This window comes from Micromonospora narathiwatensis, from assembly GCF_900089605.1.
Lineage (GTDB): Bacteria > Actinomycetota > Actinomycetes > Mycobacteriales > Micromonosporaceae > Micromonospora > Micromonospora narathiwatensis.
This window is the reverse complement of the sequence record NZ_LT594324.1, coordinates 3,559,279-3,582,421: the sequence shown is the minus strand read 5'-3', so window position 1 is coordinate 3,582,421 and position 23,143 is coordinate 3,559,279. Positions and strand designations below refer to the sequence as shown.

The window sequence follows — 23,143 nt, the reverse complement described above, 5'->3', positions numbered from 1 at the left end:
GCACTGGCCTTGCGCCACTCGCCCTAACGTAGACTCAATAAGCCAGCAAGGGCCGACGTCGTCCCGAAACAAGATCCGACTGAGTGACGACAGGAGGCCCGGTGGCCTTTCCGTACCCTCTCAGCCCGCGGCCGGCCCCCCAGAAGACGGGGCTCTACGACCCCGTCCACGAGCACGACGCCTGCGGGGTGGCCTTCGTGGCCGACCTGCACGGCCGCCGCTCGCACGGGGTGGTCGCGCACGGTCTCGCGGCGCTCTGCCGGTTGGACCACCGAGGCGCCCGGGGCGCGGAGCACAACACCGGTGACGGCGCCGGGATCATGATCCAGGTGCCGGACGCGTTCCTGCGCGCGGTCGCCGACTTTCCGCTGCCGCCCGTCGGCCAGTACGCCACCGGCCTGGTCTTCCTCCCCGACGACGACGCGGCCGAGGCCCGGGCCCGCCTGGTGGTGGAGAAGTACGCCCTGGTCGAGGGGGCGGCGGTCCTCGGCTGGCGGGAGGTGCCCACCGACCCGAGCGGCCTCGGCGAGACCGCCCTGGCGGCGATGCCCCGGGTCCGGCAGTTGTTCCTCGCCGCGCGGCGGCTCACCGCCTCGCCCGCCGGCCCGGCGGGCTCCCCGCTCACCGGGCTCGACCTCGACCGGGTGGCGTTCTGCGTACGCAAGCAGGCCGAGCGGGAGACCGCCGAGCGGGGCGTACCCGCGTACTTCCCGTCGCTGTCCGCCCGGACCATGGTCTGGAAGGGCATGCTCACCCCCGACCAGCTGCCCGCGTTCTATCCCGAGCTGACCGACGAGCGGGTGGTCAGCGCGGTCGCCCTGGTGCACTCGCGGTTCTCCACCAACACCTTCCCGTCCTGGCCGCTGGCCCACCCGTACCGGTTCATCGCCCACAACGGCGAGATCAACACGATCCGCGGCAACCGGAACTGGATGCAGGCCCGAGAGGCCCTGCTCCGGAGCCCCGACCTCCCCGGCAACATCCGCCGGGTCTTCCCGGTCTGCACCCCCGACGCCTCCGACTCGGCCAACTTCGACGAGGTCCTCGAACTGCTGCACCTGGCCGGGCGGAGCCTGCCGCACGCGGTGCTCATGATGATCCCCGAGGCGTGGGAGAACGATCACGACATGCGCGCCGACAAGCGCGCCTTCTACCGCTTCCACGCCAGCCTGATGGAGCCCTGGGACGGCCCCGCCTCGGTCGCCTTCACCGACGGGGAGATCGTCGGCGCGGTGCTGGACCGCAACGGCCTGCGTCCCGGCCGCTGGTGGCGCACCGCCGACGGCCTGGTGGTGCTGGGCAGCGAGGCGGGCGTGCTCGACCTCGACCCGGCCACCGTGGTCGCCAAGGGCCGCCTCCAGCCCGGGAAGATGTTCCTGGTCGACACCGTCGCCGGCCGGATCGTGCACGACGACGAGATCAAGACGGAGCTGGCCGCCGCCCGGCCGTACGGCGAGTGGCTGCACGCCGGCCTCATCGAGCTGGACGAGCTGCCGCCGCGCGAGCACATCGTCTACACCCACGACTCGGTACGCCGCCGGCAGCAGACCTTCGGCTACACCGAGGAGGAGCTGAAGATCCTGCTCGCCCCGATGGCCCGCAGCGGCGCGGAGCCGATCGGCTCGATGGGCACGGACACCCCGATCGCCCCGCTGTCCACCCGGCCGCGGCTGCTCTACGACTACTTCCACCAGCTCTTCGCCCAGGTCACCAACCCGCCGCTGGACGCCATCCGGGAGGAACTGGTGACCAGCCTGGCGTCGACCATCGGGCCGGAGGGCAACCTGCTCGACCCGGGTCCGGCGAGCTGCCGGCAGATCGTGTTGCCCTATCCGGTGATCGACAACGACGAGCTGGCCAAGATCCTCTCCATCGACGAGGACGGCGACCTGCCCGGCTTCAAGGCGGTCCGGGTCTCCGGCCTCTACCGGATCCGGGAGGGCGCGAAGGGCATCAAGGCCCGGCTCACCGAGATCTGCCGGCACGTCTCCGAGGCGATCGAGGACGGCGTGCGGATCCTGGTGCTCTCCGACCGGGACTCCAACGCCGACCTGGCCCCGATCCCGTCGCTGCTGCTCACCGCGGCGGTGCACCAGCACCTGGTCCGCGAGCAGACGCGTACCCAGGTGGCGCTGATCGTGGAGTCCGGCGACTGCCGCGAGGTGCACCACGCGGCCGTGCTGATCGGGTACGGCGCGGCGGCGGTCAACCCGTACCTGGCCTTCGAGTCGGTGGAAGACATGATCTCCACCGGGTCCCTGGTTGGCGTCGATCCGGAGAAGGCGGTCCGCAACTACGTCAAGGCGCTCGGCAAGGGCGTCCTGAAGATCATGTCGAAGATGGGCATCTCGACGGTCTCGTCGTACTGCGGCGCGCAGGTGTTCGAGGCGGTCGGCCTGGACACCCGACTGGTCGAACGCTACTTCCGGGGCACCCCGAGCACGATCGGCGGCATCGGGCTGGCCGAGGTCCACGCCGAGGTGGCCGCCCGGCACGCCCTGGCCTGGCCGGCCCCCGGCGCACAGCCGTCCGCCAGGTTGGAGGTCGGCGGCGAGTACCAGTGGCGCCGCGAGGGCGAGCTGCACCTGTTCAACCCGGAGACGGTCTTCCTGCTCCAGCACGCCACCCGCAGCCGCCAGTACGACGTATTCCGTCGGTACACCGCGAAGGTCGACGAGCTGGCCGCCCGGGCCGGCTCGCTGCGCGGCCTGTTCACCCTGCGCACCGGCGTACGCCCACCGGTGCCGCTGGACGAGGTGGAGCCGGCCGCCGAGATCGTGAAGCGGTTCGCCACCGGCGCCATGTCGTACGGGTCGATCTCGGCGGAGGCGCACGAGACCCTCGCGATCGCGATGAACCGGCTCGGTGGCAAGTCCAACACCGGCGAGGGCGGCGAGGACGTCGAGCGGCTGCACGACCCGCAGCGCCGCTCGGCGGTCAAGCAGATCGCCAGCGGCCGGTTCGGCGTGACGAGTGAATACCTGGTCAACGCCGACGACCTCCAGATCAAGATGGCCCAGGGCGCCAAGCCGGGCGAGGGCGGCCAGCTCCCCGGCAACAAGGTCTGGCCGTGGATCGCGCGTACCCGGCACGCCACCCCGGGGGTCGGCCTGATCTCCCCGCCGCCGCACCACGACATCTACTCCATCGAGGACCTGGCCCAGCTCGTACACGACCTCAAGTGCGTCAACCCGGCCGCCCGGGTGCACGTCAAGCTGGTCAGCGAGGTCGGCGTGGGCACCGTCGCGGCCGGCGTCGCCAAGCTCAAGGCCGACGTCATCCTGATCTCCGGGCACGACGGCGGCACCGGCGCCTCCCCGCTCAACTCGCTCAAGCACGCCGGCACCCCGTGGGAGCTTGGCCTGGCCGAGGCGCAGCAGACCCTGCTGCTCAACAGGCTCCGCGACCGGGTCACCGTGCAGGTCGACGGCCAGCTCAAGACCGGCCGGGACGTGCTCGTCGCGGCGCTGCTCGGCGCGGAGGAGTTCGGCTTCGCCACCGCCCCGCTGATCGTCGAGGGCTGCGTGATGATGCGGGTCTGCCACCTGGACACCTGCCCGGTCGGCATCGCCACCCAGAACCCGGTGCTGCGGGAGCGTTTCACCGGCAAGCCGGAGTTCGTGGAGAACTTCTTCCTCTTCCTCGCCGAGGAGGTCCGGGGCTACCTCGCCGAGCTGGGCCTGCGCAGCGTCGAGGAGGCGATCGGGCAGACCGAGCTGCTCGACGTCACCCCGGCCATCGATCACTGGAAGGGCCACGGGCTCGACCTCGGCCGGGTGCTGCACCTGCCCGAGCTGCCCGAGGGCGCGGCCCGGCGTGGCATCCGGGCCCAGGACCACGGCCTGGAGCTGGCCCTGGACAACCAGCTCATCGCCCTGGCCGAGCCGGCGCTGCGAAAGGCGGCTTCCCGGGCGGAGGCGGCCGACGTCGAACCGGTCCGGGCCGTGGTGGCGGTCCGCAACGAGCACCGCAGCGTCGGCGCGATGCTCGGCGGCGAGGTGACCCGCCGGTTCGGCGGCGTCGGCCTGCCCAGCGACACCATCGAGTTCCTGCTGCGCGGCACCGCCGGTCAGTCCTTCGGCGCGTTCCTGCCGCCCGGGGTGACCCTGCGGCTGCACGGCGACGCCAACGACTACGTCGGCAAGGGCCTCTCCGGCGGGCGGATCATCGTCCGTCCGGACCCGGCCGCGCCCTTCGCGGACGGCGCGGCCCGGCCGGGGGAGCGGGCCGAGGACCAGATCATCGCCGGCAACACCATCCTGTACGGGGCCACCGGCGGCGAGTTGTTCCTGCGCGGCCGGGTCGGCGAGCGGTTCGCGGTACGCAACTCCGGCGCGGTGGCCGTCGTAGAGGGCGTCGGCGACCACGGCTGCGAGTACATGACCGGCGGCACGGTGGTGGTGCTCGGGCCGACCGGACGCAACTTCGCCGCCGGCATGTCCGGTGGCACCGCGTTCGTGCACCGGCTCGACCGGCGGCTGGTCAACGCCGAACTGGTCGACCTGTCGCCGCTGCGCGACGAGGAGCGGGACGTGCTGCACGACCTCGTCCAGCGGCACTTCGCCGAGACCGACTCGGCGGTCGCCGGGGAGTTGCTGAAGCGTTGGCCGGAGGCGGTGGAGGAGTTCACCACCGTGGTGCCCCGGGACTACCGCCGGGTGCTGGAGATCATGCGGGCCGCCGAAGCCGCCGGCCACAACGTCGACGACGCGGTGATGAGCGCACTGGCGGCGCCAGCCGCCGCAGAATCACAGTCGGCGCCGTCCGACGCGTCGGCATCACAGTCGGCGCCGTCCGACGCGTCGGCATCACAGTCGGTGTCGTCCGACGCGTCGGCATCACAGTCGGTGCCGTCCGACGCGTCTACGCCGGTGCCGCCCGCCCCCCGGGCGGTCGCCCAGGAGGTGGCTCGTGCCTGACCCGAACGGTTTCCTGCGCTACGACCGGCGGCTGCCGGCGCGCCGGCCGGTGCCGGTGCGGATCATGGACTGGCGCGAGGTGTACCCGCCGGCCGGCGAGGAGCTGATCCGCGAGCAGGCCACCCGCTGCATGGACTGCGGCATCCCGTTCTGCCACAGCGACACTGCCGGCTGCCCGCTCGGCAACCGCATCCCGGACTGGAACGACCTGGTCCGGACCGGTGACTGGGACGCCGCGGTGGATTCGCTGCACGCCACCAACAACTTTCCCGAGTTCACCGGCCGGCTCTGCCCGGCGCCCTGCGAGGCGGCCTGCGTACTCGGCCTCGGCGGGCAGCAGCCGGTCACCATCAAGCAGGTCGAGGTGGAGATCGCCGACGCGGCGGTGGCGCGCGGCGGGCTGCGTCCCCGCCCGGCGGCGGCCCCGACCGGGAAGTCGGTCGCCGTGGTCGGCTCCGGCCCGGCCGGGCTCGCCGCCGCGCAGCAACTGGCCCGCGCCGGACACGCCGTCACCGTGTACGAGCGGGACGACGCGCTCGGCGGCCTGCTCCGGTACGGCATCCCCGATTTCAAGCTGGAGAAGCAGCACATCGACCGGCGGCTGGCCCAGCTCGCCGCCGAGGGCGTGGTCTTCCGTACCGGGGTGAACGTGGGTGTCGACGTGACCGCCGAGCGGTTGCGTGCCGAGCACGACGCGGTGCTGCTGGCCTGCGGCGCGTTGCAGGGCCGGGACACCCCGGAGACGCCGGGCCGGGCGCTGCGCGGCGTACACCAGGCGATGGAGCATCTGGTGGCCGCCAACCGTGTGGTCGCCGCGGCGGGTGACGGGCGGCCCGCCCCGCCCAGGATGCCGGACGGCACCCTGATCGACGCGGCGGGTAAGCACGTCGTGATCATCGGCGGTGGCGACACCGCCGCCGACTGCCTCGGCGTGGCGCACCGGCAGGGCGCGGCGGGCGTGCACCAGCTCGACCGCTACCCCGAGCCGCCGGCCGCCCGGGACGCCGCCCGCGACCCGTGGCCCACCTGGCCGTGGATCCTGCGCGACTACCCGGCCCACGAGGAGGGCGGCGAGCGGGTCTTCGCCGCGGCGGTGCAGGAGTTCGTCGACGACGGCACCGGCCAGGTGCGGGCGGTACGGATCGCCGAGGTGACCGTGGAGAAGCGGGACGGCCGGCGGATCGTCACCGTGCTGCCCGGCTCCGAGCGGGAGCTGCCGGCCGACCTGGTGCTGCTGGCCATCGGCTTCGAGGGCACCGAGGAGCAGCCGCTGCTGGACCAGTTCGGGGTGACCCGCAACGCCCGGGGCGCGGTCGACGCCCGCCCCGACTGGCAGACCGACGCCGACGGCGTCTTCGTCGCCGGGGACATGCACCGGGGCGCGTCGCTGATCGTCTGGGCGATCGCCGAGGGGCGGGCCGCCGCGGCGGCGATCCACGCGTACCTCGGCGGGGTGGGTGCCCTGCCCGCGCCGGTGGACCCGGCCCGGGAGCCGCTCGCCGCCCGCTGACCCGTCGCGGTCACGCCGCCCTGGTCCGGGTCGAACCGGCCCGGACCAGGGCGGCCGGCTCCGCGTCCGCTTCCTGCCCGGCCCGCCCCGGATGCCGGACGCGGCCCGTGAGACGCCTCACGAAGTGCGGCGATGCGGTGTGCGCGCGGTCAGACTTGGCGGCTGGCCGGACCCGCGAGGTCCGGCTTTCGTCGTGTCATCACCTGGACAGGAAATCCTCATGGCCCTCGGCGCCACGTTCGCCGCGCTGCGCCACCGCAACTACCGGATCTGGGCCGCCGCCGGCTTCGTGTCGGTCGTCGGGACCTGGATGCAGGTCCTCGGCGTCAACTGGTACGTGCTGGCGAAGACCGGATCCGCCACCTCGATGGGCCTCACCGTCCTGTTGCAGGCGTTGCCCAGCCTGGTGCTGAGCGTCTGGGGCGGCGCGCTGGCCGACCGGCTGCCCGCCAAGCCGCTGCTGATCGTCGCCCAGGGCGTCCACGCGGCCCTCGCCGCCGGGCTGGCCCTGGTCGCCGTCACCGGCGCCGGCGGCCTGCCGGCGATCTACGCGATCTCCCTGGCCACCGGTGCGGTCTCGGCGATCGAGGGCCCGGTGATGGGCCGCTGGTGCTCGACCCTGGTGGACCGGGCGAGCCTCGGCAACGCCCTCGCCCTCGGCTCGCTCACCAACTCCGCCGGCCGCATCCTCGGCATGAGCGTCGGCGCCGTCGTGGTCGCCGTCGTCGGCCCCGCGCTGCTCTTCGCGATCAACTCCGCCAGCTTCGTCGCGGTCGTCGCGGCCCTGTTCGCCGTACGTGAGCAGGAGCGGCACACCGGCGCAGTGGACGACGGCTCCAGGTCGCGGCGCGGCGCAGGACGCGCCGAACTGGAGTCGTCGGAGGCCGACGCGTCCCCGGTGGACGGCGGCATCCGGGCCGGTTTCCGCTATCTGCTGCGTCAGCCGGTGGTACTGGTCGCCCTGGCGCTGTCCTTCGTGCTCGGCAGCCTGGGCCGCAACTACCAGGTCACCATGGCCGCGATGAGCGACGGGCCGCTGCGCGCCGGAGCCTCCGGCTACGGCTTCCTCTCCACCGTCTTCGCGGTCGGCACCGTGCTCGGCGCGCTGGTGGCGGCCCGCCGCCGGGAACTCGGCTACCGGGTCCTGGTCGGGGCCGGCCTGCTGGCCAGCGCCGGGCAGATCGTCGCCGGGCTGGCCCCCGGCACGTTGAGCTTCGCCGCGGTGATCCTGCCCATCGCGGCGGCCGCCGTGATCATCGACACCACGGTCGGCGCCCGCGCCCAGCTCGACACCGACTACGCCATGCGGGGCCGGGTGCTGGCCGCCCTGGCGGTCACCGGCTCGATCTCCGCGGCCGTCGGCGCGCCCCTGCTCGGCTGGCTCGCCGAGCATGCCGGGCCGCGGCAGACGCTGGTGCTGGCCGGCGTGCTCACCTCGGTCGCCACCGTCGCGGCCGGGGCGTCCCTCGACCGGCTCCGCGAGCGGCGGCTGCGGCGCCGGCTCACCCTGGTGCTCAACGCGCCCGCCGTGCGCCGCCCGGTACGCCGCTTCGCGGCCACCGCCGCCCGCGTCGTCCGCCCGGCCACCGCTGGTGCCGCCCGTCCGGCGACCGCCGACGGCCCCGTCCCGGTTCCGGCGAGCCGCCCGGCGGGACCACGGCCGGCCGGTACGCGGTTCGCCGGGCTGCGTCCCCGGTCCGGGCGTCTCGTGGCCGGTCCGTCCGTCCGCCCGGCACGGGAGTGCGCGGCCTGCGCGCCGCACCGGTCCCGGCGCCGCTCCCGGGCGACGGTGGCCCACGCGGCGGACTGCGCCCTCGCCGGGTTGGCGCCGGCACCCCAAGGTCACGCCCGATCCGGGATGTAGTGGCCTCGCGTGGCGCGGTAGGCCACTAACTTCCACGATCGAGCGTGATCTCTGCCCCCGGGTGAGCGAGGTCATGCCCGTCCGGGACCCAGGCGGCACGAAGATCATCGTTACGCTGCCGGTATGGACGTCGAGGAGCGCCTGGGCTGGCCTTCGCCCACCTGGTGCTCGCGCGCTGACCGCCCCGTTCAGGACGATGCCGGCCCGGGCCGCGAGCGGCTCAGCGTCCCGCCGTCGCGAGTTCGCCGGTCAGCTCCGGCTCGGCGTGCCGCGGCGACCGCTCCCCGCGCTGTCCACGCACCGCCGGCCGGCGGCCGGAGGGGACGATCAGTGCGGCCATCGCGGCGGCCAGCGCGATCCCGGTGAGGACCAGGAAGCCCATGGTGAACCCGGCCTCGCGCGGCAGCCCGCTCGCCTGCGGGTGAGCGGTGATCACCCCGCTCACCACCGCAGCACCGATCGCGCCGCCGATGGTGCGGATGTTGGCGTTCATGCCGGTCGCCACGCCGGTCTGCCCGGGCGGCACGCTGGCCACGATCAGGTTGGCCATCGAGGCGAACGCCAGCCCGATGCCCAGGCCCACCAGCCCGCCGGCCACGCCGATCTCCCAGCGGGTGTCGTGCGCGACGGTCAGCATCGCCGAGGCGAACACGTTGCAAACCGCGCCGGCCGCGAGCAGCGCCTTGGCGCCGAACCTGGCCTGCATCCGGCCGGCGGCGAGGCCGGCGACGAACATGGCAACCAGCATCGGCAGCATCAGCAGCCCGGCCTGGGTGACGCTGGCGCCGAAGCCGTATCCGGCGCTGGTCGGGATCTGCACGAACTGCGGCAGGAAGGCGTAGACGGCGAACATCGAGCCGCCGTAGAGCAGGGCGACCAGGTTGGTCGTCCAGACTCCGGGCAGGCGCATCATCCGCAGGTCGATCAGCGGGTTCGCCGAGCGGGCTTCGGCCAGCAGCCAGCTGACCAGGAGCACTCCGGCGAGCACCAGCGAACCGGTCACCCGACCGGAGGTCCAGCCCCAGGCGGCGCCCTTGCTGATCGGCAGCAGCAGCGCCACCAGCCAGCCGGACAGCAGCAGGGTGGCTGCCCAGTTGATCCGGCCGGGCGTACGGATCGGTGACTCCGGCACGAACCGGTGCGCCGCGAGTGCGGTGAGCCCGACGACGACCAGCGGGATCCAGAACAGCCAGCGGTACCCCAGGGTGGCGACGATCGGGCCGGCCAGGACGACGCCGAGGCCCCCACCGGCGGCGACGATCGCCGAGATCGCCGCGACGGCCGAACTCACCCGTGCGGCGGGGAACTCGTCGCGGATGATGCCGAACGAGAGCGGGAACACGGCGCCGCCGACGCCTTGGACGACCCGCGCGGCGATGAGCACGCCGATGCTGGGCGCGATGGCCGCCAGCAGGCAGCCCAGCGCGAGCGCGGCGAGGGAGACGACCAGCATCCGCTCCTTGCCGACCATGTCGCCGACCCGGCCGAGGACCGGGGTGAAGATCGACGCGGAGAGCAGGTAGGCGGTCAGGACCCAGGTCACGGTGTTCTGGGAGGTGTGCAGGTCGTGCTGGATGGTGGGCAGCACCGGGGTGATCAGCGACTGGAGCATCGAGAAGAAGCCGGTGCCGGCCGCGAGGACGAGGAAGGTCAACCGACGCGAGTCGCGTCGGGTGGGTTCGATCACGGAGAGGACTCCCGTTCGCGTAGCGGTGGCAGCCGGAGCTGCCGGTGTTCGGCCGAATGAGGGCATGGCGGGACCCGGGTCCGGGTGTCTGGGGCGTCAATCGCGCCAGCCGGGAATCGGCCCGAAAAGCCGGAGTAAGCTATCCGGAGGCATGGCTCCGGTCAGTTCCGGAGGGGTGCCTCCATTAAGCTAGCGGAGGGATGCCTCCGGTTGCAAGGTAGGAGAGGTGACGCCCGTCATGGCCAGCGCCGACCAGCTGGGGGAGGTCGTTGCGCGGCGCCCGAAGCGGGCGGATGCCCGGCGCAACTACGACGCGTTGATCGCCGCCGCGCGGGAGGCGTTCGGGGAGTGCGGTGCGGGCGCATCGCTGGAGGAGATCGCCCGGCGGGCCGGGGTCGGCATCGGGACGCTGTACCGGAACTTCCCCAATCGGCGTGACCTGTTCGAGGCGGTCTACGTCGAGGAGGTGCGCGCGCTCAGCGGGTCCGCCGCCGACCTGGCGGAGCTCCCGCCGTGGGATGCCCTGGTCGCCTGGCTGAACCGGTTCGTTGCCTACGTAGGCACCAAGCGGGCCCTCGCCGAGGAACTGGTGCACGACTCCGAGGTGTTCCGCAGCTGCCGTACCGAGATCTACGCCGCGGGCGAGCCGTTGCTGCGGCGCGCCCAGGAGGCCGGAGTGGCCCGGCCGGACGCCGGCTTCGACGACGTGGTGCGGCTGATCAGCGGAATCACGGCGTACCAGTTCCCCGAGCCGGCCCAGCGCGACCGGGTGCTGGCCATCGCCCTGGACGGCCTGCGCCACCCGGCCGCGCGCCGCTGACGCCCGGCGCGTTCGCCCCGGGGCGACGCGGTCGCCGGCCGGAGGAACGCCGGCCCGGTGGGATCGGTCACCGCGATGTGGACCAGGGCCGCGTACTGTGCCGGGCCGGCGGGCGTCCGTTAGGGTTCCCTTGATCGCAGACCGTGGCGACGTCGGAGGGTGGACGGTGGGCAGGCTCGCGACGGTGTACGGGCAGGCGGTCGCCTGCCACCGGCAGGCCGTACGCCGGTGGGAGGCCGTGCGACGCGCGCTCGCCGCCGCCGGACCGGTGGCCCCCGGCAGCCCCGAGCTGGTGGCCCGGCTGGCCCGGCTCGGCGCCGAGCTGGCCGAACCGGCGCCCGACGCGGCCCGGCCCGCCACCAACCCCGTCCCGGTACGCCTCGGCGAGGCGACCACCCTGGACGGCGGCTTCCCGGTGCTGGTGCCGCTGGCCGGTGGCACCCACCTGGCGGTGGACGCCGACGCCCGCGACCCTCGGGTCGGCGAACTGCTGCGGGCGGTGGTGGTGCGGCTGCTCGCCGCCCTGCCGGCCGGCACGGTCCGGGTCGCCGGCATCGACCCGGCCGCGTTCGGCGCCGCGTTCCTGCCGCTGCGCCCGCTGCACGACGCCGGCGTGCTCGCCCCGGCCGCCACCACCGCGGCCGAGATCACCGCGCTGCTCGACGAGGCCGAACGGCACGCCCGGACCGCTCAGCGGGCGGCCCGCGACGATCAGGAGCTGCTGCTCGTCGTCGTCGCGTCCGCCCCGCCGCCCCGGGAGCTGGCCCGGCTCGCCGCGCTCACCCACGCCGGCCCCGCGGCGGCCGTCTGCGTCCTGTTCGCCGGCTACCCGGCCGCCGGCCCGGGCGACCCGCCACCGCCGCTCGGCGCCACCACCCAGCTCCGGCTGAACGACCGGTACGTGCTGGTCGGTGACCCACCAGGGCAGCGGTTCAGCGCCGACGGCAGCGGTCTGGCCGCCCCGGTGCTGCTCGACGTTGACCCGTCGCACGCCACCGTCACGGGGCTGGCCCGGCAGCTCGGCGCGGCCACCCGGCAGGCCACCGCGGTCACCTTCACCGACCTGCTCCCGGCGCGGCGCTGGGCCGAGTCGTCCGGAGACGGACTGCGGACCGTGCTGGGCCGGGCGGGCCGGCAACTCCAGCTCGGCGCGTCTGACGCCGCGCCGCGATCTGGAGCCGCCCCTGCGGCCGTCGGTCGGGAACCGGTGACCGTCGCCTTCGACGACGCCACCCCGCACTGGCTGGTCGGCGGGCGGACCGGTGCCGGCAAGACGGTGTTCCTGCTCGACGTGCTCTACGGGCTGGCCGCCCGCTACTCCCCGGCCGAACTCCAGCTCTATCTGCTCGACTTCAAGGAAGGGGTCAGCTTCACCGAGTTCGTCCCCACCGAGCGCGACCCGTCCTGGCTGCCGCACGCCCGCGCGGTCGGCATCGAGTCCGACCGCGAGTACGGCGTCGCCGTGCTGCGCGAGCTGCGTGCCGAGCTGACCCGTCGGGCCACCCTGCTCAAGAAGCACGGCGTCACCAAGCTCGCCGACCTGCCGCCGAACGCCCGGCCACCCCGGATCGTCACCGTGGTCGACGAGTTCCACGTCCTCTTCGCCGGCAACGACGCCCTCGCCCGGCAGGCCGTCGACCTGCTGGAGGAGCTGGCCCGCAAGGGCCGCTCGTACGGCCTGCACCTGGTGCTGGCCAGCCAGAGCACCACCGGGATCGAGGCCCTCTACGGCCGGGCCGAGACCATCTTCGGCCAGTTTCCGCTGCGGGTCGCGCTGCCGGGTGGGGGCGGCGTGCTCGACCCGGTCAACGACGCCGCGAGGGCGCTTCCGGTGGGGACGGCCGTGGTCAACCACGCCGGGGGTGCGGCCGGCGCGGACACCGAGGTCCGTTTCCCGGACGCGCACGCCGCCCGCGCCGAGCTGGCCGCGCTGCGGCACGAGCTGTTCCAGGCCCGGCCGGCGGGCTCGCCGCCGCCGGTCGTCTTCCGGGGGTACGAGACGCCTCGGCTGGCCGACGACCCCGGCTGGGCCGGGCTGGGACCCGACGCCGATCCGCCGCTCGCCCTGCTCGGCCGGACCGTCGACGTGGTCGGCAGCGGCGCGGCGGTCCGCCTCGACCCCGCACCCGGCCGGCACCTGGCGGTGGTCGGCACCGCCGCCGCCGGGGCGGACGTGCTCCGCTCGGCCACCCTCAGCCTGGCCCGGCAGCACGCCCCCGGCACCGCCCGCTTCCTGCTCGCCCCCCTGGCGTCCGGCACCACCGAACGCGCCGACGACCTGGCGATGACGCTGGCCGCCGCCGGGCACCCGGTGCGCCGGCTCGACGCCCCGGCCCTGCGTGCCCAGCTCGCCGAGTTGGCCGCCGGCCCCGCCCCGGAGGCCGCCCGGACCTACCTCGTGGTGTTCGGGATGGACGCCGCTTCGGGCGCGCTCGCCGCCGCCGACCCGGAGACCTTCCGCTCCGGGCACGACGACCTGCGGGCGGTGCTGCGCCAGGGCCCGGCCCACGGCGTGCACCTGCTCGGCTGGTGGCGGGGCCTGCGCCGGCTCGGCGAGGACCTCGGCGGTACGCAGAACCGCGACGACGTGGCCTGCCTGGTCGCGCTGAACGTGTCCGGCGCCGACCTGGGCCTGCACCTCGGCGTGCACGATCTCACCTACACCCCGCGGGACGGGCGGGCCCTGCTGGTGGACCGGCACGACCAGCGCACCGACCTGATCGTGCCCTTCGTCGGCGACGGAGACGAGTGGTGACCGGAGACGAGTGGTGACCGGATTCGAGGAGTACGCGGCCCTGGTCCGGGAGCTGTCCGCCCGGCAGCGCGGCGGGGAGCAGGCCGTCGCCGCCGAGGCGGAACGCCGTCGCGGCCTGCACGCCGCCGCCGACCAGCTCGGCCAGCGGCTGGCCGCCCAGGGGCAGCGCCTCGACCAGCTCGGCCGCGCCATCGGCGGCTCCGCTTCGGTGACGGTGCCGGAGGGCGCGCCGGCCGTGTCCGTCCCGGCGTCCCCGGGAGGCGCACCGCCGCCCGGAACCGGGGCGGGGGCGACCGGCGGCGCAGCCGCCGCGCCGGGGCGGCCGGAGGTCGGGGCGTATCCGGAAGGGACGGTGCCCGGGCCGCGGGCGCCGGAGCCGGACCCGGCGGCGGAACTGGCCGCGGCCCGGCAGCTCGCCGACGAGGCCGACCGGTACGGGCAGCAGGCCGAGGCCATCGGGCACCGGCCCATGCTGCTGCCCACCTGGTCGCCGGCGGCCCGGGCCGTCGCGGTCTACGCGGCCTGCGCGCTGGCCGGCTCGGTGCTGATGTGCGGTGCGGCGTTGTCCCCGGCGAACCAGGCGGTCGGCCTCGGCCCGGTGCTCGCGGTGGCCTGTACCGGGATTCCGCTGCTGTCGTTCCTCGCCGGTCACCTGATCCTGGGCCGTTGGGGCCGGCCGGTGATCGGTGGCGATTTGCCGTCGTCGCGGTACGTCCCGCTCGGCTTCGTCATCTGCGCGCTGCTGTCCCCGTCGCTCTACTGTGCCGTCCTGGTGGTCACCCGCCTCACGTGAACCGGTGCTGGCCCCGGCGGCGGTTTCCGCCCGGTTCGCCCGGGCGGGCCGGCGGCTGCCGGTGGTTCCTGTGATCGGGTGGTCGCGGGGCGTGCGTCCGTCTCGTAGGCTCCTCTGTGCCCGGTGCCGCCGCGGTGGCGCGGGTCGGGCGAGGCGGACGACGTCGGGGAGGGGCATGTGAGCGAGCGGGTCATCCGGCTCGGTGCCGTCGTGGGGCGAAGTGGGGCGGCGGCGTGAGCGCGGCGCAGATCATCGCCAGGCTGGTGGCGGCGGCCCAGAAGCTGGACGAGGCGAAGGCCAAGTCGGCGGCCGCCGCGCAGGACGCCGCCGAGGCGCGGGCGTTGGTGGCCGGCGCGTTGGAGGGCGCGGCGGCCGGACCGTTGGTCGGCATGATCGACGCCTATCGGCAGGCGTTGGCCCAGGCCGCCCAGGGCGGCGCGCCCGCCCGGCAGCACGTTCAGGAGACGATCGCCAGGGTCCAGGCGTTGGGGAACTGAGCACCGATGAGCGGGATCGACGAGCCCGTCGACCGCACCGGCGGGGAACTGGACGGCTTCCGGATCGGCCACGTCCCGGACGGCGTGGGCCCGGAGATGTCCGACTCCGCCGGCGAGTGGGACGAGATCGCCGTCGCGACCCGGGTCTGGGAGCGCCGGGTGGACGGGGGCTACCGGGTCGACCTCAGGGTGCACGTGCTCCGCGGCGACCGGCTCTGCGATCTCGCCGCGCTGCACGACTTCCTCGCCGACTGGCACGAGCGTGACGCAGCGGAGTGGGAAATGGACGACTTCTCCCACCCCGACGGCCCCGGCCTGATCTGTGAGAGCGAAGCCTTCTGGCTGGTCGAACCGGGTGTCGCGGTCGCCGTGCTGCTCGACCCGGAGCACCCGGAGGCCGGCGCGCTCCCGGCCGTCGCGGCGGCGGTGACCAGAACACCGACGTAGTGGCCGGCCGGCCCGCCCCGGAGGCGTCCGATATGCCGGTTTGTGCCGAGGGCGGAACAATGGTTACCGACGCGTAACTTTTCATTGACGAGCATGAAAACAGTCGCGCATCATCGTTCCACGATCGATCGGATTCCCCCACCCGTCCCTCCCGGTTCCCCGGGTGCCTCCCATCGGAGGTGCAGCCATGCTGCTCCGAAAGATCCTCACCGTCACCGCCGCCGTCGCCGCCCTGCTCGTCCCCGCCACCGCCGCCCAGGCCACCCCGACGGCTTCCCCCGCCGCGACCGGTTCCGCCGCCGCGACCAGCGCCGCCACCGCCGGCCGCACCGTCGCGGCGGCGGCCTCCGGCAACCCGGTCATCGTCGTCGGCGGGCTGATCGGCATCTCCATCGCGTACGAGCCGATCGCCGCCCGGCTGCGGGCCGACGGCTACCGGGTGTGGATCTACCAACTGCCCGGGCTCGGCGTCGGCGACATCCGCGACTCCGCCCGCGCGCTGTCGTCCTACGTGGACCAGGTCCGCGCCGCCACCGGTGCGACCAAGGTGGACCTGGTCACCCACTCCGAGGGCGGCCTGGTCTCCCGCTGGTACGTCAAGTTCCTGGGCGGCGCCGACAAGGTGGCCCACTACGTCAGCCTGGGCACCCCGCAGCACGGCACCTACGTCGCCAACATCGTGAACTTCGTCGGGCTGGGCAGTTGCGCCGGCGTCGTCGCCTGCCAGCAGATGTCGATCGGCTCGGACTTCCTCGCCGGCCTCAACGACGGCGACGAGACCCCCGGCGCGCTCCGCTGGACCGCCGTACGCACCTGGCAGGACGAACTGGTCCGGCCGGTCGACAACGCCATGCTCGCCGACGGCGCCACCAACGTGCTGGTCCAGGCGTGGTGCCCGCTGCGGGTGGTCGGCCACCTCGGCCTGGTCCTCGACGGTACGACGTACACCGTCGTCCGGCAGGCGCTCGCCGACGCGACCATCCGGCCCGACTGCTTCGCCCTCTGACGCGGGCACGCCGACGGGCGGCGCCCGGCCACCTCGACGTGGACACGCCGCCCGCCGCCCGTCGGTCAGTCCCGGGTGTCGCGGCCGAGAATCAGGTCGGCGGCCCGCCACGCCAGCGCGGTAACCGGCGCGTTGATCCAGCCGGCGACCATCACCGGCAGCACCGACGCGTCGACCACCCGGAGCCCGGCCACTCCGCGTACGCGCAGTTGCGGGTCGACCACGTGCTCGTCGTCCGGGCCCATGGCGCAGGTGCCGATGGCGTGGTAGCCGCAGTAGCCGTCCGCCAGGGCCGCCTCGACGATCTCCTCGTCGGTGCTCGTCGCCGGCCCGGGCAGTATCTCCGCCGCGAGCCGCTTGGCGATCGGCGCGGTGGCGAAGAGTTCCCGCATCCGCCGGAAGGTGTCCACCGCGACCGTGCGGTCGTGCGGGGTGTCGAGGTAGTTCGCCACGATCGCGGGCGGGGTACGCGGATCCGGCCCGGTGACGGCCAGGCTCCCCGCGCTGTCCGGGCGGGTCACCGTGCCCAGGCACATCAGGCCGGGCTCCCGCTCCAGCTCCAGCGCCCGCCCCGGCCGGCGCGGCGCCGCCGAGAACGGGGCCATCAGCAGGTGGGCGTCCGGACGGTCCAGCTCCGGGCGGGACTTGATGTGGGCCGCCACGTCGAGCACCGGCAGGGCGAGCGGGCCGCGCCGGGTGAGCAGGTAGCCGAGCGCGGCCCGGGCCTGCCCGAGCGGTCCGCCGAGCCGCGCGTTGTAGCCGCCCGGCCCGGCCAGCCGGTACTGCAACGCCATCGACCGGTGCTCGCGCAGGCCGGCGCCCACCCGGGGCCGGTCGAGCAGCACCTCCACCCCGGCGGAACGCAGCGTGTCGGCCGGCCCGATCCCGGAGACCTGTAGCAGTTGCGGGGTGGCGAGAGCGCCCGCGGCGAGGATCACCTCGGCGGACGCCAGGTGCTCGACCGGCCGGCCCCGGTGCTCGGCGCGTACCCCGACCGCCCGGCCGTCCCGGACCAGCACCCGCAACGCGACGGTGTCGACCGCGACGGTCAGGTTCGGCCGTGCGCGTACCGGATGCAGGAAGGCGTGGGCGGCGCTGACCCGGCGTCCGTCGCGGATGGTGGCCATGGCGTAGCCGATCCGCTCGCCGTCGTCGGCGTTGAGGTCGTCGACCCGGCGCCAGCCCAGTTCCGTACCGGCCGCGATCATCTCCTCGCAGAGCTCGTCGGTGCCGGTGGTGGTGGAGAGCCGCAGCGGGCCGCCGACGCCCCGGACCGGTGAGGCGCCCAGCGGGTTGTCCTCCAGCCGCTTGAAGATCGGCAGCATGGTCGACCAGCCCCAGCCGGGGTTGCCGAGGCGTTCCAGCGCGTCGTAGTCCGGCTGGGCGCCCCGGCTGTAGATCATGCCGTTGATCGAGGTCGAGCCGCCGATCATCCGCCCGCGCTGCCACGTCTCCTCCCGCCCCGGCCCGGTCGTCGCCGGGTAGTGCCAGGCGGTACGCCCGTCGTCCATCAGGCGGGAGAACCCCTTGGGTACGCGGACGAAGGGGCTGCGGTCCCAGCCGCCCGCCTCCATCAGCAGCACCCGGGTGCCCGGGTCCTCGGTGAGCCGGTTGGCCAGCACGCACCCGGCCGCGCCCGCACCGACGATGACGTAGTCGAATTCGTCCACCTCGGACCCCACTGTCCCATTGAGCGAGAATCTTTCACACGGTAGCGAATCGATCACCTAACGAAAAGTCCCGATCGGCCCGCCGGCCGGGACGACGTACGTCCATGGGAGCGCAGGGCGGCGATGGGACGAACGGCGCGACGGGTCCGCAACCCGGCGCCGGCGCGGGCAGTTGGGGCGAGCGACCGCGACGACGGTCCGCGCCGTGCGAGTCTGGGTCGGGGCGTACGTCTGGAGGTGCGACATGACCGGAATCCCGCAGGTCGACTTCGCGCTCGACACGTACGAGTGCATCGTGCTCTACCCGGGGCCGTCGGGCCGCGCCCTGCCGGCGGAGACGGTGCAGCGGTTGCAGGCCGAGCACATCCACCACATGCGGGCGCTGCAACGGCGGGGCGTCATCCTGGTCGCCGGCTCGGTGGACGGTCCGGCCCGGCAGCCGGACCCGCCGATCGGCTTCGGCCTGGCCCGCACCGGCTCGGTCGACGACGTGCGCGGCGTCATGGAGGCCGACCCGGCGGTGCAGGCCGGGCTCTACCGGGTGGACGTGCTTACCTTCCTCTGCCCGGCCGGCTCGCTGGAGTTCCCGCTGGCCAAGACGCAGAGCTGACGGCGGGGCGACCCGCGCCCACGTCGGCCGCGTCGGTGCTGACGCGCCTCGAACCGGGGAAGTTCTGCTCGCGGACGCCGGACCACCTCGCCCCCGCGCGGTGTCGGCGTGTCGATGGCCGGACCACGGTCCGTCGCCGCCTATTCCGGCCGGCGTCGCCCCGCCCGGACAGCGGCGGTCGATCGCTGGTCGAGGCGGCCTCGACCGGCGCTCGCGGGCACCTCGGGAGCGCTCCGCCGGAGGATGACGGCGGGCGGTACGATTTCCGCCGCGCGGTCGCCGATGCCCGCCACTCACGACGCCCCGGGTGCCGTCGGGCACCCGCCCGCCGGGCGGGAATCTCGCGTCGTTGGACAACTGTTCCGCATTCCGAAAGGGGCCGGCCGGCAGGTCGACCCGGAGGAGAGACTAGCCTGATGGGCGTGACACGCCGCGCGAAGATCGTCTGCACACTCGGCCCCGCCACGTCGTCCCCGGAGCGCATCCGGGGCCTGGTAGAGGCCGGCATGAACGTGGCGAGGCTCAACTTCAGCCACGGCAGTCACGCCGACCACGAGTCGGTCTGCCGGCTCGTCCGGGAGGCGGCCGAGGCGGCCGGACGGCCGGTGGCGGTGCTCGCCGACCTCCAGGGCCCGAAGATCCGGCTCGGCCGGTTCGCCGACGGCCCGCACGAGTGGCGCACCGGCGACTCGGTGGTGATCACCGGGGACGACATCCTCGGCACCAAGGACCGGGTCTCCTGCACCTACCGCAAGCTGCCGCAGGAGGTGAAGCCGGGTGACCGGCTGCTGATCGACGACGGCCGGGTCGCGGTCGAGGTCAGCGACGTCACCGGCAACGACATCCGGTGCCTGGTCACCGAGGGTGGCGCGGTCTCCAACAACAAGGGCGTCTCGCTGCCGAACGTGGCGGTGAGCGTCCCGGCCCTGTCGGAGAAGGACGCCGCGGACCTGCGTTTCGCGCTCGGCCTGGGCGTAGACCTGGTCGCGCTCTCCTTCGTCCGCTCGGCCGACGACATCAAGCTGGTGCACGCGATCATGGCCGAGGAGGGCGTGTTCCGCCCGGTGCTGGCCAAGGTCGAGAAGCCCGAGGCGGTCGACCACCTGGAGGCGATCGTGCTCGCCTTCGACGGCGTCATGGTCGCCCGCGGCGACCTCGGCGTGGAGCTGCCGCTGGACCAGGTGCCGCTGGTGCAGAAGCGGGCGGTGCAGCTCTGCCGGGAGAACGCCAAGCCGGTCATCGTGGCCACCCAGATGCTCGACTCCATGATCGAGAATTCGCGGCCGACCCGCGCGGAGGCGTCGGACGTGGCCAACGCGGTGCTCGACGGCGCGGACGCGGTGATGCTCTCCGGTGAGACCAGCGTCGGCAAGTACCCGGTGCTCACCGTCAGCACCATGGCCAAGATCGTCCAGACCACCGAGTCCGGCTCGATCTCCGTGCCCCGGCTGCAGCACGACCCGCGTACGCACGGCGGCGCGCTCACCATCGGCGCGTCCTCGATCGCCCGGGCCATCGGCGCCAAGGCGCTGGTCGCCTTCTCGCAGACCGGTGACACCGTCAAGCGGCTCGCCCGGCTGCACTGCGACCTGCCGCTGCTGGCGTTCACCCCGGTGCCGGAGGTGCGCAACCAGCTCGCCCTCTCCTGGGGCGTCGAGACGTTCCTGATGCCCTTCGTCCAGCACACCGACGACATGTTCCGCCAGGTCGACCAGGCGCTGCTCGGCCTCAACCGGGCCAACCCCGGCGACTACGTGGTGATCGTGGCGGGCAGCCCCCCCGGCACCCCCGGTTCCACCAACACGCTGCGGGTACACCAGCTCGGCTCGCTGGTCGACGCCGCCGCGGCGCGGGCCTTGCAGTGAGCGCGAGGAGTGAGTCGGTTTTGCGAGCCCCGCGGTCGCGAACCGAGGTGACTCCGTGACCGAGCCGGCGGCGGCGACCGGCCAGGCCGCGGTCGACCAGCTCCTGGCCGTGCTGGACCTGGACCACACCGGCGAGATGACCTTCCGGGGGATGAGCCCGCCGGTCGGTCCGCAGCGGGTGTACGGCGGCCAGGTCGCCGGCCAGGCGCTGGTCGCCGCCGGGCGCACCGTCGACCCGGAGCGCTTCGTGCAATCCCTGCACGGCTACTTCGTCCGCCCCGGTGACCCGGCCGAGCCGATCGAGTACCAGGTGGAGAACGTCCGCGACGGCCGCTCCTTCTCGGTACGCCGGTCCGTCGCGCTCCAGCACGACAGGCCGATCTTCTTCATGTCGGCGTCGTTCCAGCGGCACGAGGAGGGGCTGGACCACCAGGCTCCCGCCCCCCTCGACGTGCCCGGCCCGGAGCAGGTCCCGACGATGACCGACCGGCTCTCCCGCTACCCGGAGCGGCTCGGCATCTGGGGCCAGATCCCCCGCCCGATCGACGTCCGCTACCTGGGCGAGCCCGGCTGGGTACGCCCCGGCGACCGGCCCGCCGAGCCGCACCAGCGGGTCTGGATGCGGATCGACGGCAAGCTGCCCGACGATCCGCTGCTGCACGCCTGCGCCCTGACGTACGCCTCGGATCTGACCCTGCTCGACTCGGTGCTCTCGGTGCACGGCGAGGTCTGGGGGCCCGGGGGAGTGGTGGGCGCGAGCCTGGACCACGCGCTGTGGTTCCACCGGTCCTTCCGCGCCGACGAGTGGTTCCTCTACGACTGCTGGAGCCCGTCCGCCTCCGGTGCCCGTGGGTTGGCCACCGGCCGGATGTTCACGACCGACGGCCGGCACATCGCCAGCGCCGTGCAGGAGGGGCTGCTGCGCCGGGTCGGCGCCTGACCGGCGGGCCGTGACCGTTCGGCCGAGGGCCGGGAGACCGGCCGGCTGACCAGCGGACTAACCTAGCCGGCATGCGTCTCTCCGCCCGCGTCGACTACGCCCTACGTGCCGCCGCCGAACTGGCGGCGGTGGACAGCAGCGCGGTGGCCGGCGGCGCGGCGGCCGGGCGCAGCCGCCCGGTGACCGCCGAGCAGATCGCCCGCGCCCAGGACATCCCGCCGAAGTTCCTGGAGAGCATCCTGCTCCAGCTGCGCCGGGGCGGCATCGTGCACGCCCAGCGCGGCCCCGAGGGCGGCTACTGGCTGGCCCGGCCCGCCTCGGAGATCTCCCTGGCCGAGGTGATCCGGGTGATCGACGGTCCGTTGGCGCACGTGCGCGGCCAGCGGCCGGAGCAGCTCGGCTACCAGGGGGCGGCCCGGGCGTTGCAGGAGGTCTGGATCGCCCTGCGGGCCAGCGAACGGGAGATCCTCGAACTGGTCACCGTCGCCGACGTGGCCAGCGGCACGCTGCCCGACCGGGTCAACGAGCTCGCCGCCGACCCGAGCGCCTGGAGCTGACCGCCGGCCTCCCGCCGCCCCACCGTCCGGCGCGCGGCGACTGACCCGCTCACCCTCCGCGCCGTCCGGCGCGTCCCAGCAACCGGATGTAGGACTTGACCGGAGCGCCTCCGTGCCGCATTGTCGACCAAGTCGATAGGAGATGCCGAAAAGTCGGAGGGCGCTCGTGCGCAAGCTGCTGATCCTCGCCCTGGTCGGGCTCGCCGCGCAGCTGGTCGACGGCGCGCTCGGCATGGCGTACGGGCTCACCTCCTCGACCCTGCTGCTGTTCGCCGGGGTGGCGCCGGCCGCCGCGTCCGCCTCGGTGCACCTGGCGGAGATCGGTACCACCCTCGCCGCGGGGGTGTCGCACTGGCGGTTCGGCAACGTCGACTGGCGGGTGGTCGGCCGGATCGCGGTACCCGGCGCGATCGGCGCGTTCGCCGGCGCCACCTTTCTCAGCTCCATCTCCACCGAGGCCGCCGCCCCGTGGATGGCCGCCATCCTGTTCACCCTGGGCGCGTACCTGCTGATCCGCTTCTCCCGGCCGCTGCGCGCCAACCGGGCCGCCGGCCGCCTGCGGGGCCGTTTCCTCGCCCCGCTCGGGCTGGTCGCCGGCTTCGTCGACGCCACCGGCGGCGGTGGCTGGGGCCCGGTCGCCACCCCGGCGCTGCTGGTCTCCGGCCGGATGGAACCACGCAAGGTCATCGGCTCGGTCGACACGGCCGAGTTCCTGGTGGCCGGCGCGGCCAGCGCCGGTTTCCTCATCGGACTCGGCACCGAGGGCTTCCTGCTGTCCACCGTGGCCGCCCTGCTGATCGGCGGCCTGATCGCCGCGCCGATCGCCGCCTGGCTGGTCCGCATCGTCCCGGCCCAGCTGCTCGGCGCGGTCATCGGCGGGGTGATCGTGCTGACCAACGCGCGCACGCTGCTGCGCGCCGGCGCGGCGAGCGGCCCGCTCCCGCCCCTGGTCTACGCGCTGCTCGGCGCGGGCTGGCTGGTCGCCCTGGCGCTGGCGGTACGGGCGCTGCGCCGCACCCGCCGGGCCCGGGCCGTCGCCGCGGCGGCCCTCGCCGAGGCCGTGCCCGTGGCCGATGCGCCCGTGACCTCGACCGACGTGCCCGTGACCCCGACCGACGTGCCCGTGACCCCGGCCGGCGCCCCGACGCCGGAGGCGCCCCAGCGCCTCACCGCCACCGTCGAGAGCTGACCTTTCCCGCCGCC

The 23,143-nt window shown here is 74.3% G+C and carries 16 protein-coding genes; 14 read left to right on the top strand and 2 right to left on the bottom strand.

The features are described 5' to 3' along the window. The first annotated feature begins 101 nt into the window (after positions 1-101). From gltB to GA0070621_RS15115, 3 genes are all read left to right on the top strand, one after another. Entirely contained in the window at positions 102-4,919 is a 4,818-nt protein-coding gene (gltB, locus tag GA0070621_RS15125; RefSeq protein ID WP_091196018.1) for a glutamate synthase large subunit, read from the top strand. Beyond that, positions 4,912-6,429, top strand: coding sequence for a glutamate synthase subunit beta (locus tag GA0070621_RS15120; protein ID WP_091196015.1), 1,518 nt, complete (start codon positions 4,912-4,914; stop codon positions 6,427-6,429). Before gltB ends, GA0070621_RS15120 begins: the two co-directional genes overlap by 8 nt. 220 nt (positions 6,430-6,649) lie before the next feature. Beyond that, a complete protein-coding gene (locus GA0070621_RS15115; protein WP_091196013.1) occupies positions 6,650-8,293 on the top strand; it encodes an MFS transporter in 1,644 nt (547 codons plus the stop codon). A gap of 220 nt (positions 8,294-8,513) precedes the next feature. Here the strand turns inward: GA0070621_RS15115 and GA0070621_RS15110 are convergent, their stop codons facing one another. Beyond that, on the bottom strand, positions 8,514-9,980 hold the full coding sequence (locus tag GA0070621_RS15110; protein WP_091196010.1) for an MFS transporter: 1,467 nt from the start codon (positions 9,978-9,980) through the stop codon (positions 8,514-8,516). 226 nt (positions 9,981-10,206) lie between these two features. Between GA0070621_RS15110 and GA0070621_RS15105 the strand changes: the two genes are divergently transcribed. From GA0070621_RS15105 to GA0070621_RS15080, 6 genes are all read left to right on the top strand, one after another. Further along, positions 10,207-10,800 (top strand): TetR/AcrR family transcriptional regulator, encoded by a 594-nt coding sequence (locus GA0070621_RS15105; protein ID WP_091196008.1) that lies wholly within the window; start codon positions 10,207-10,209, stop codon positions 10,798-10,800. A gap of 166 nt (positions 10,801-10,966) precedes the next feature. Further along, positions 10,967-13,555 (top strand): FtsK/SpoIIIE domain-containing protein, encoded by a 2,589-nt coding sequence (locus GA0070621_RS15100; protein WP_091196005.1) that lies wholly within the window; start codon positions 10,967-10,969, stop codon positions 13,553-13,555. Positions 13,556-13,568: 13 nt separating this feature from the next. Next, positions 13,569-14,348, top strand: a complete 780-nt coding sequence (locus GA0070621_RS15095) for a hypothetical protein (protein WP_091202456.1) — start codon at positions 13,569-13,571, stop codon at positions 14,346-14,348. Positions 14,349-14,581: 233 nt separating this feature from the next. Continuing rightward, positions 14,582-14,845, top strand: a complete 264-nt coding sequence (locus GA0070621_RS15090; RefSeq protein ID WP_091196003.1) for a DUF6244 family protein — start codon at positions 14,582-14,584, stop codon at positions 14,843-14,845. 6 nt (positions 14,846-14,851) lie between these two features. Then, positions 14,852-15,292 carry a hypothetical protein gene (locus tag GA0070621_RS15085; protein WP_091196000.1) on the top strand — a complete coding sequence of 147 codons (441 nt, stop codon included), beginning with the start codon at positions 14,852-14,854 and terminating at the stop codon, positions 15,290-15,292. Between the two features lie 187 nt (positions 15,293-15,479). Continuing rightward, a complete protein-coding gene (locus GA0070621_RS15080) occupies positions 15,480-16,298 on the top strand; it encodes a lipase family alpha/beta hydrolase (protein ID WP_091195996.1) in 819 nt (272 codons plus the stop codon). Between the two features lie 65 nt (positions 16,299-16,363). On the opposite strand, the gene GA0070621_RS31120 is transcribed toward GA0070621_RS15080, so the two are convergent. Then, on the bottom strand, positions 16,364-17,968 hold the full coding sequence (locus GA0070621_RS31120; protein ID WP_091202455.1) for a GMC family oxidoreductase: 1,605 nt from the start codon (positions 17,966-17,968) through the stop codon (positions 16,364-16,366). Positions 17,969-18,212: 244 nt separating this feature from the next. On the opposite strand from GA0070621_RS31120, the gene GA0070621_RS15070 reads away from it, so the two are divergent. The 5 genes from GA0070621_RS15070 to GA0070621_RS15050 all read left to right on the top strand — a co-directional run bounded on the left by GA0070621_RS15070 (position 18,213) and on the right by GA0070621_RS15050 (position 23,129). Continuing rightward, positions 18,213-18,578, top strand: coding sequence for a YciI family protein (locus GA0070621_RS15070; protein ID WP_091195993.1), 366 nt, complete (start codon positions 18,213-18,215; stop codon positions 18,576-18,578). Positions 18,579-18,994: 416 nt separating this feature from the next. After that, a complete protein-coding gene (pyk, locus tag GA0070621_RS15065; RefSeq protein WP_091195991.1) occupies positions 18,995-20,443 on the top strand; it encodes a pyruvate kinase in 1,449 nt (482 codons plus the stop codon). 55 nt (positions 20,444-20,498) lie between these two features. Next, positions 20,499-21,383, top strand: coding sequence for an acyl-CoA thioesterase (locus tag GA0070621_RS15060; protein ID WP_091195988.1), 885 nt, complete (start codon positions 20,499-20,501; stop codon positions 21,381-21,383). A gap of 71 nt (positions 21,384-21,454) precedes the next feature. After that, positions 21,455-21,940, top strand: coding sequence for an RrF2 family transcriptional regulator (locus GA0070621_RS15055; RefSeq protein ID WP_091195986.1), 486 nt, complete (start codon positions 21,455-21,457; stop codon positions 21,938-21,940). A 166-nt stretch (positions 21,941-22,106) separates the two neighbouring features. Further along, complete coding sequence (locus GA0070621_RS15050; protein ID WP_091195983.1) at positions 22,107-23,129, top strand: sulfite exporter TauE/SafE family protein; 1,023 nt, start codon at positions 22,107-22,109, stop codon at positions 23,127-23,129. Positions 23,130-23,143: the final 14 nt, after the last annotated feature.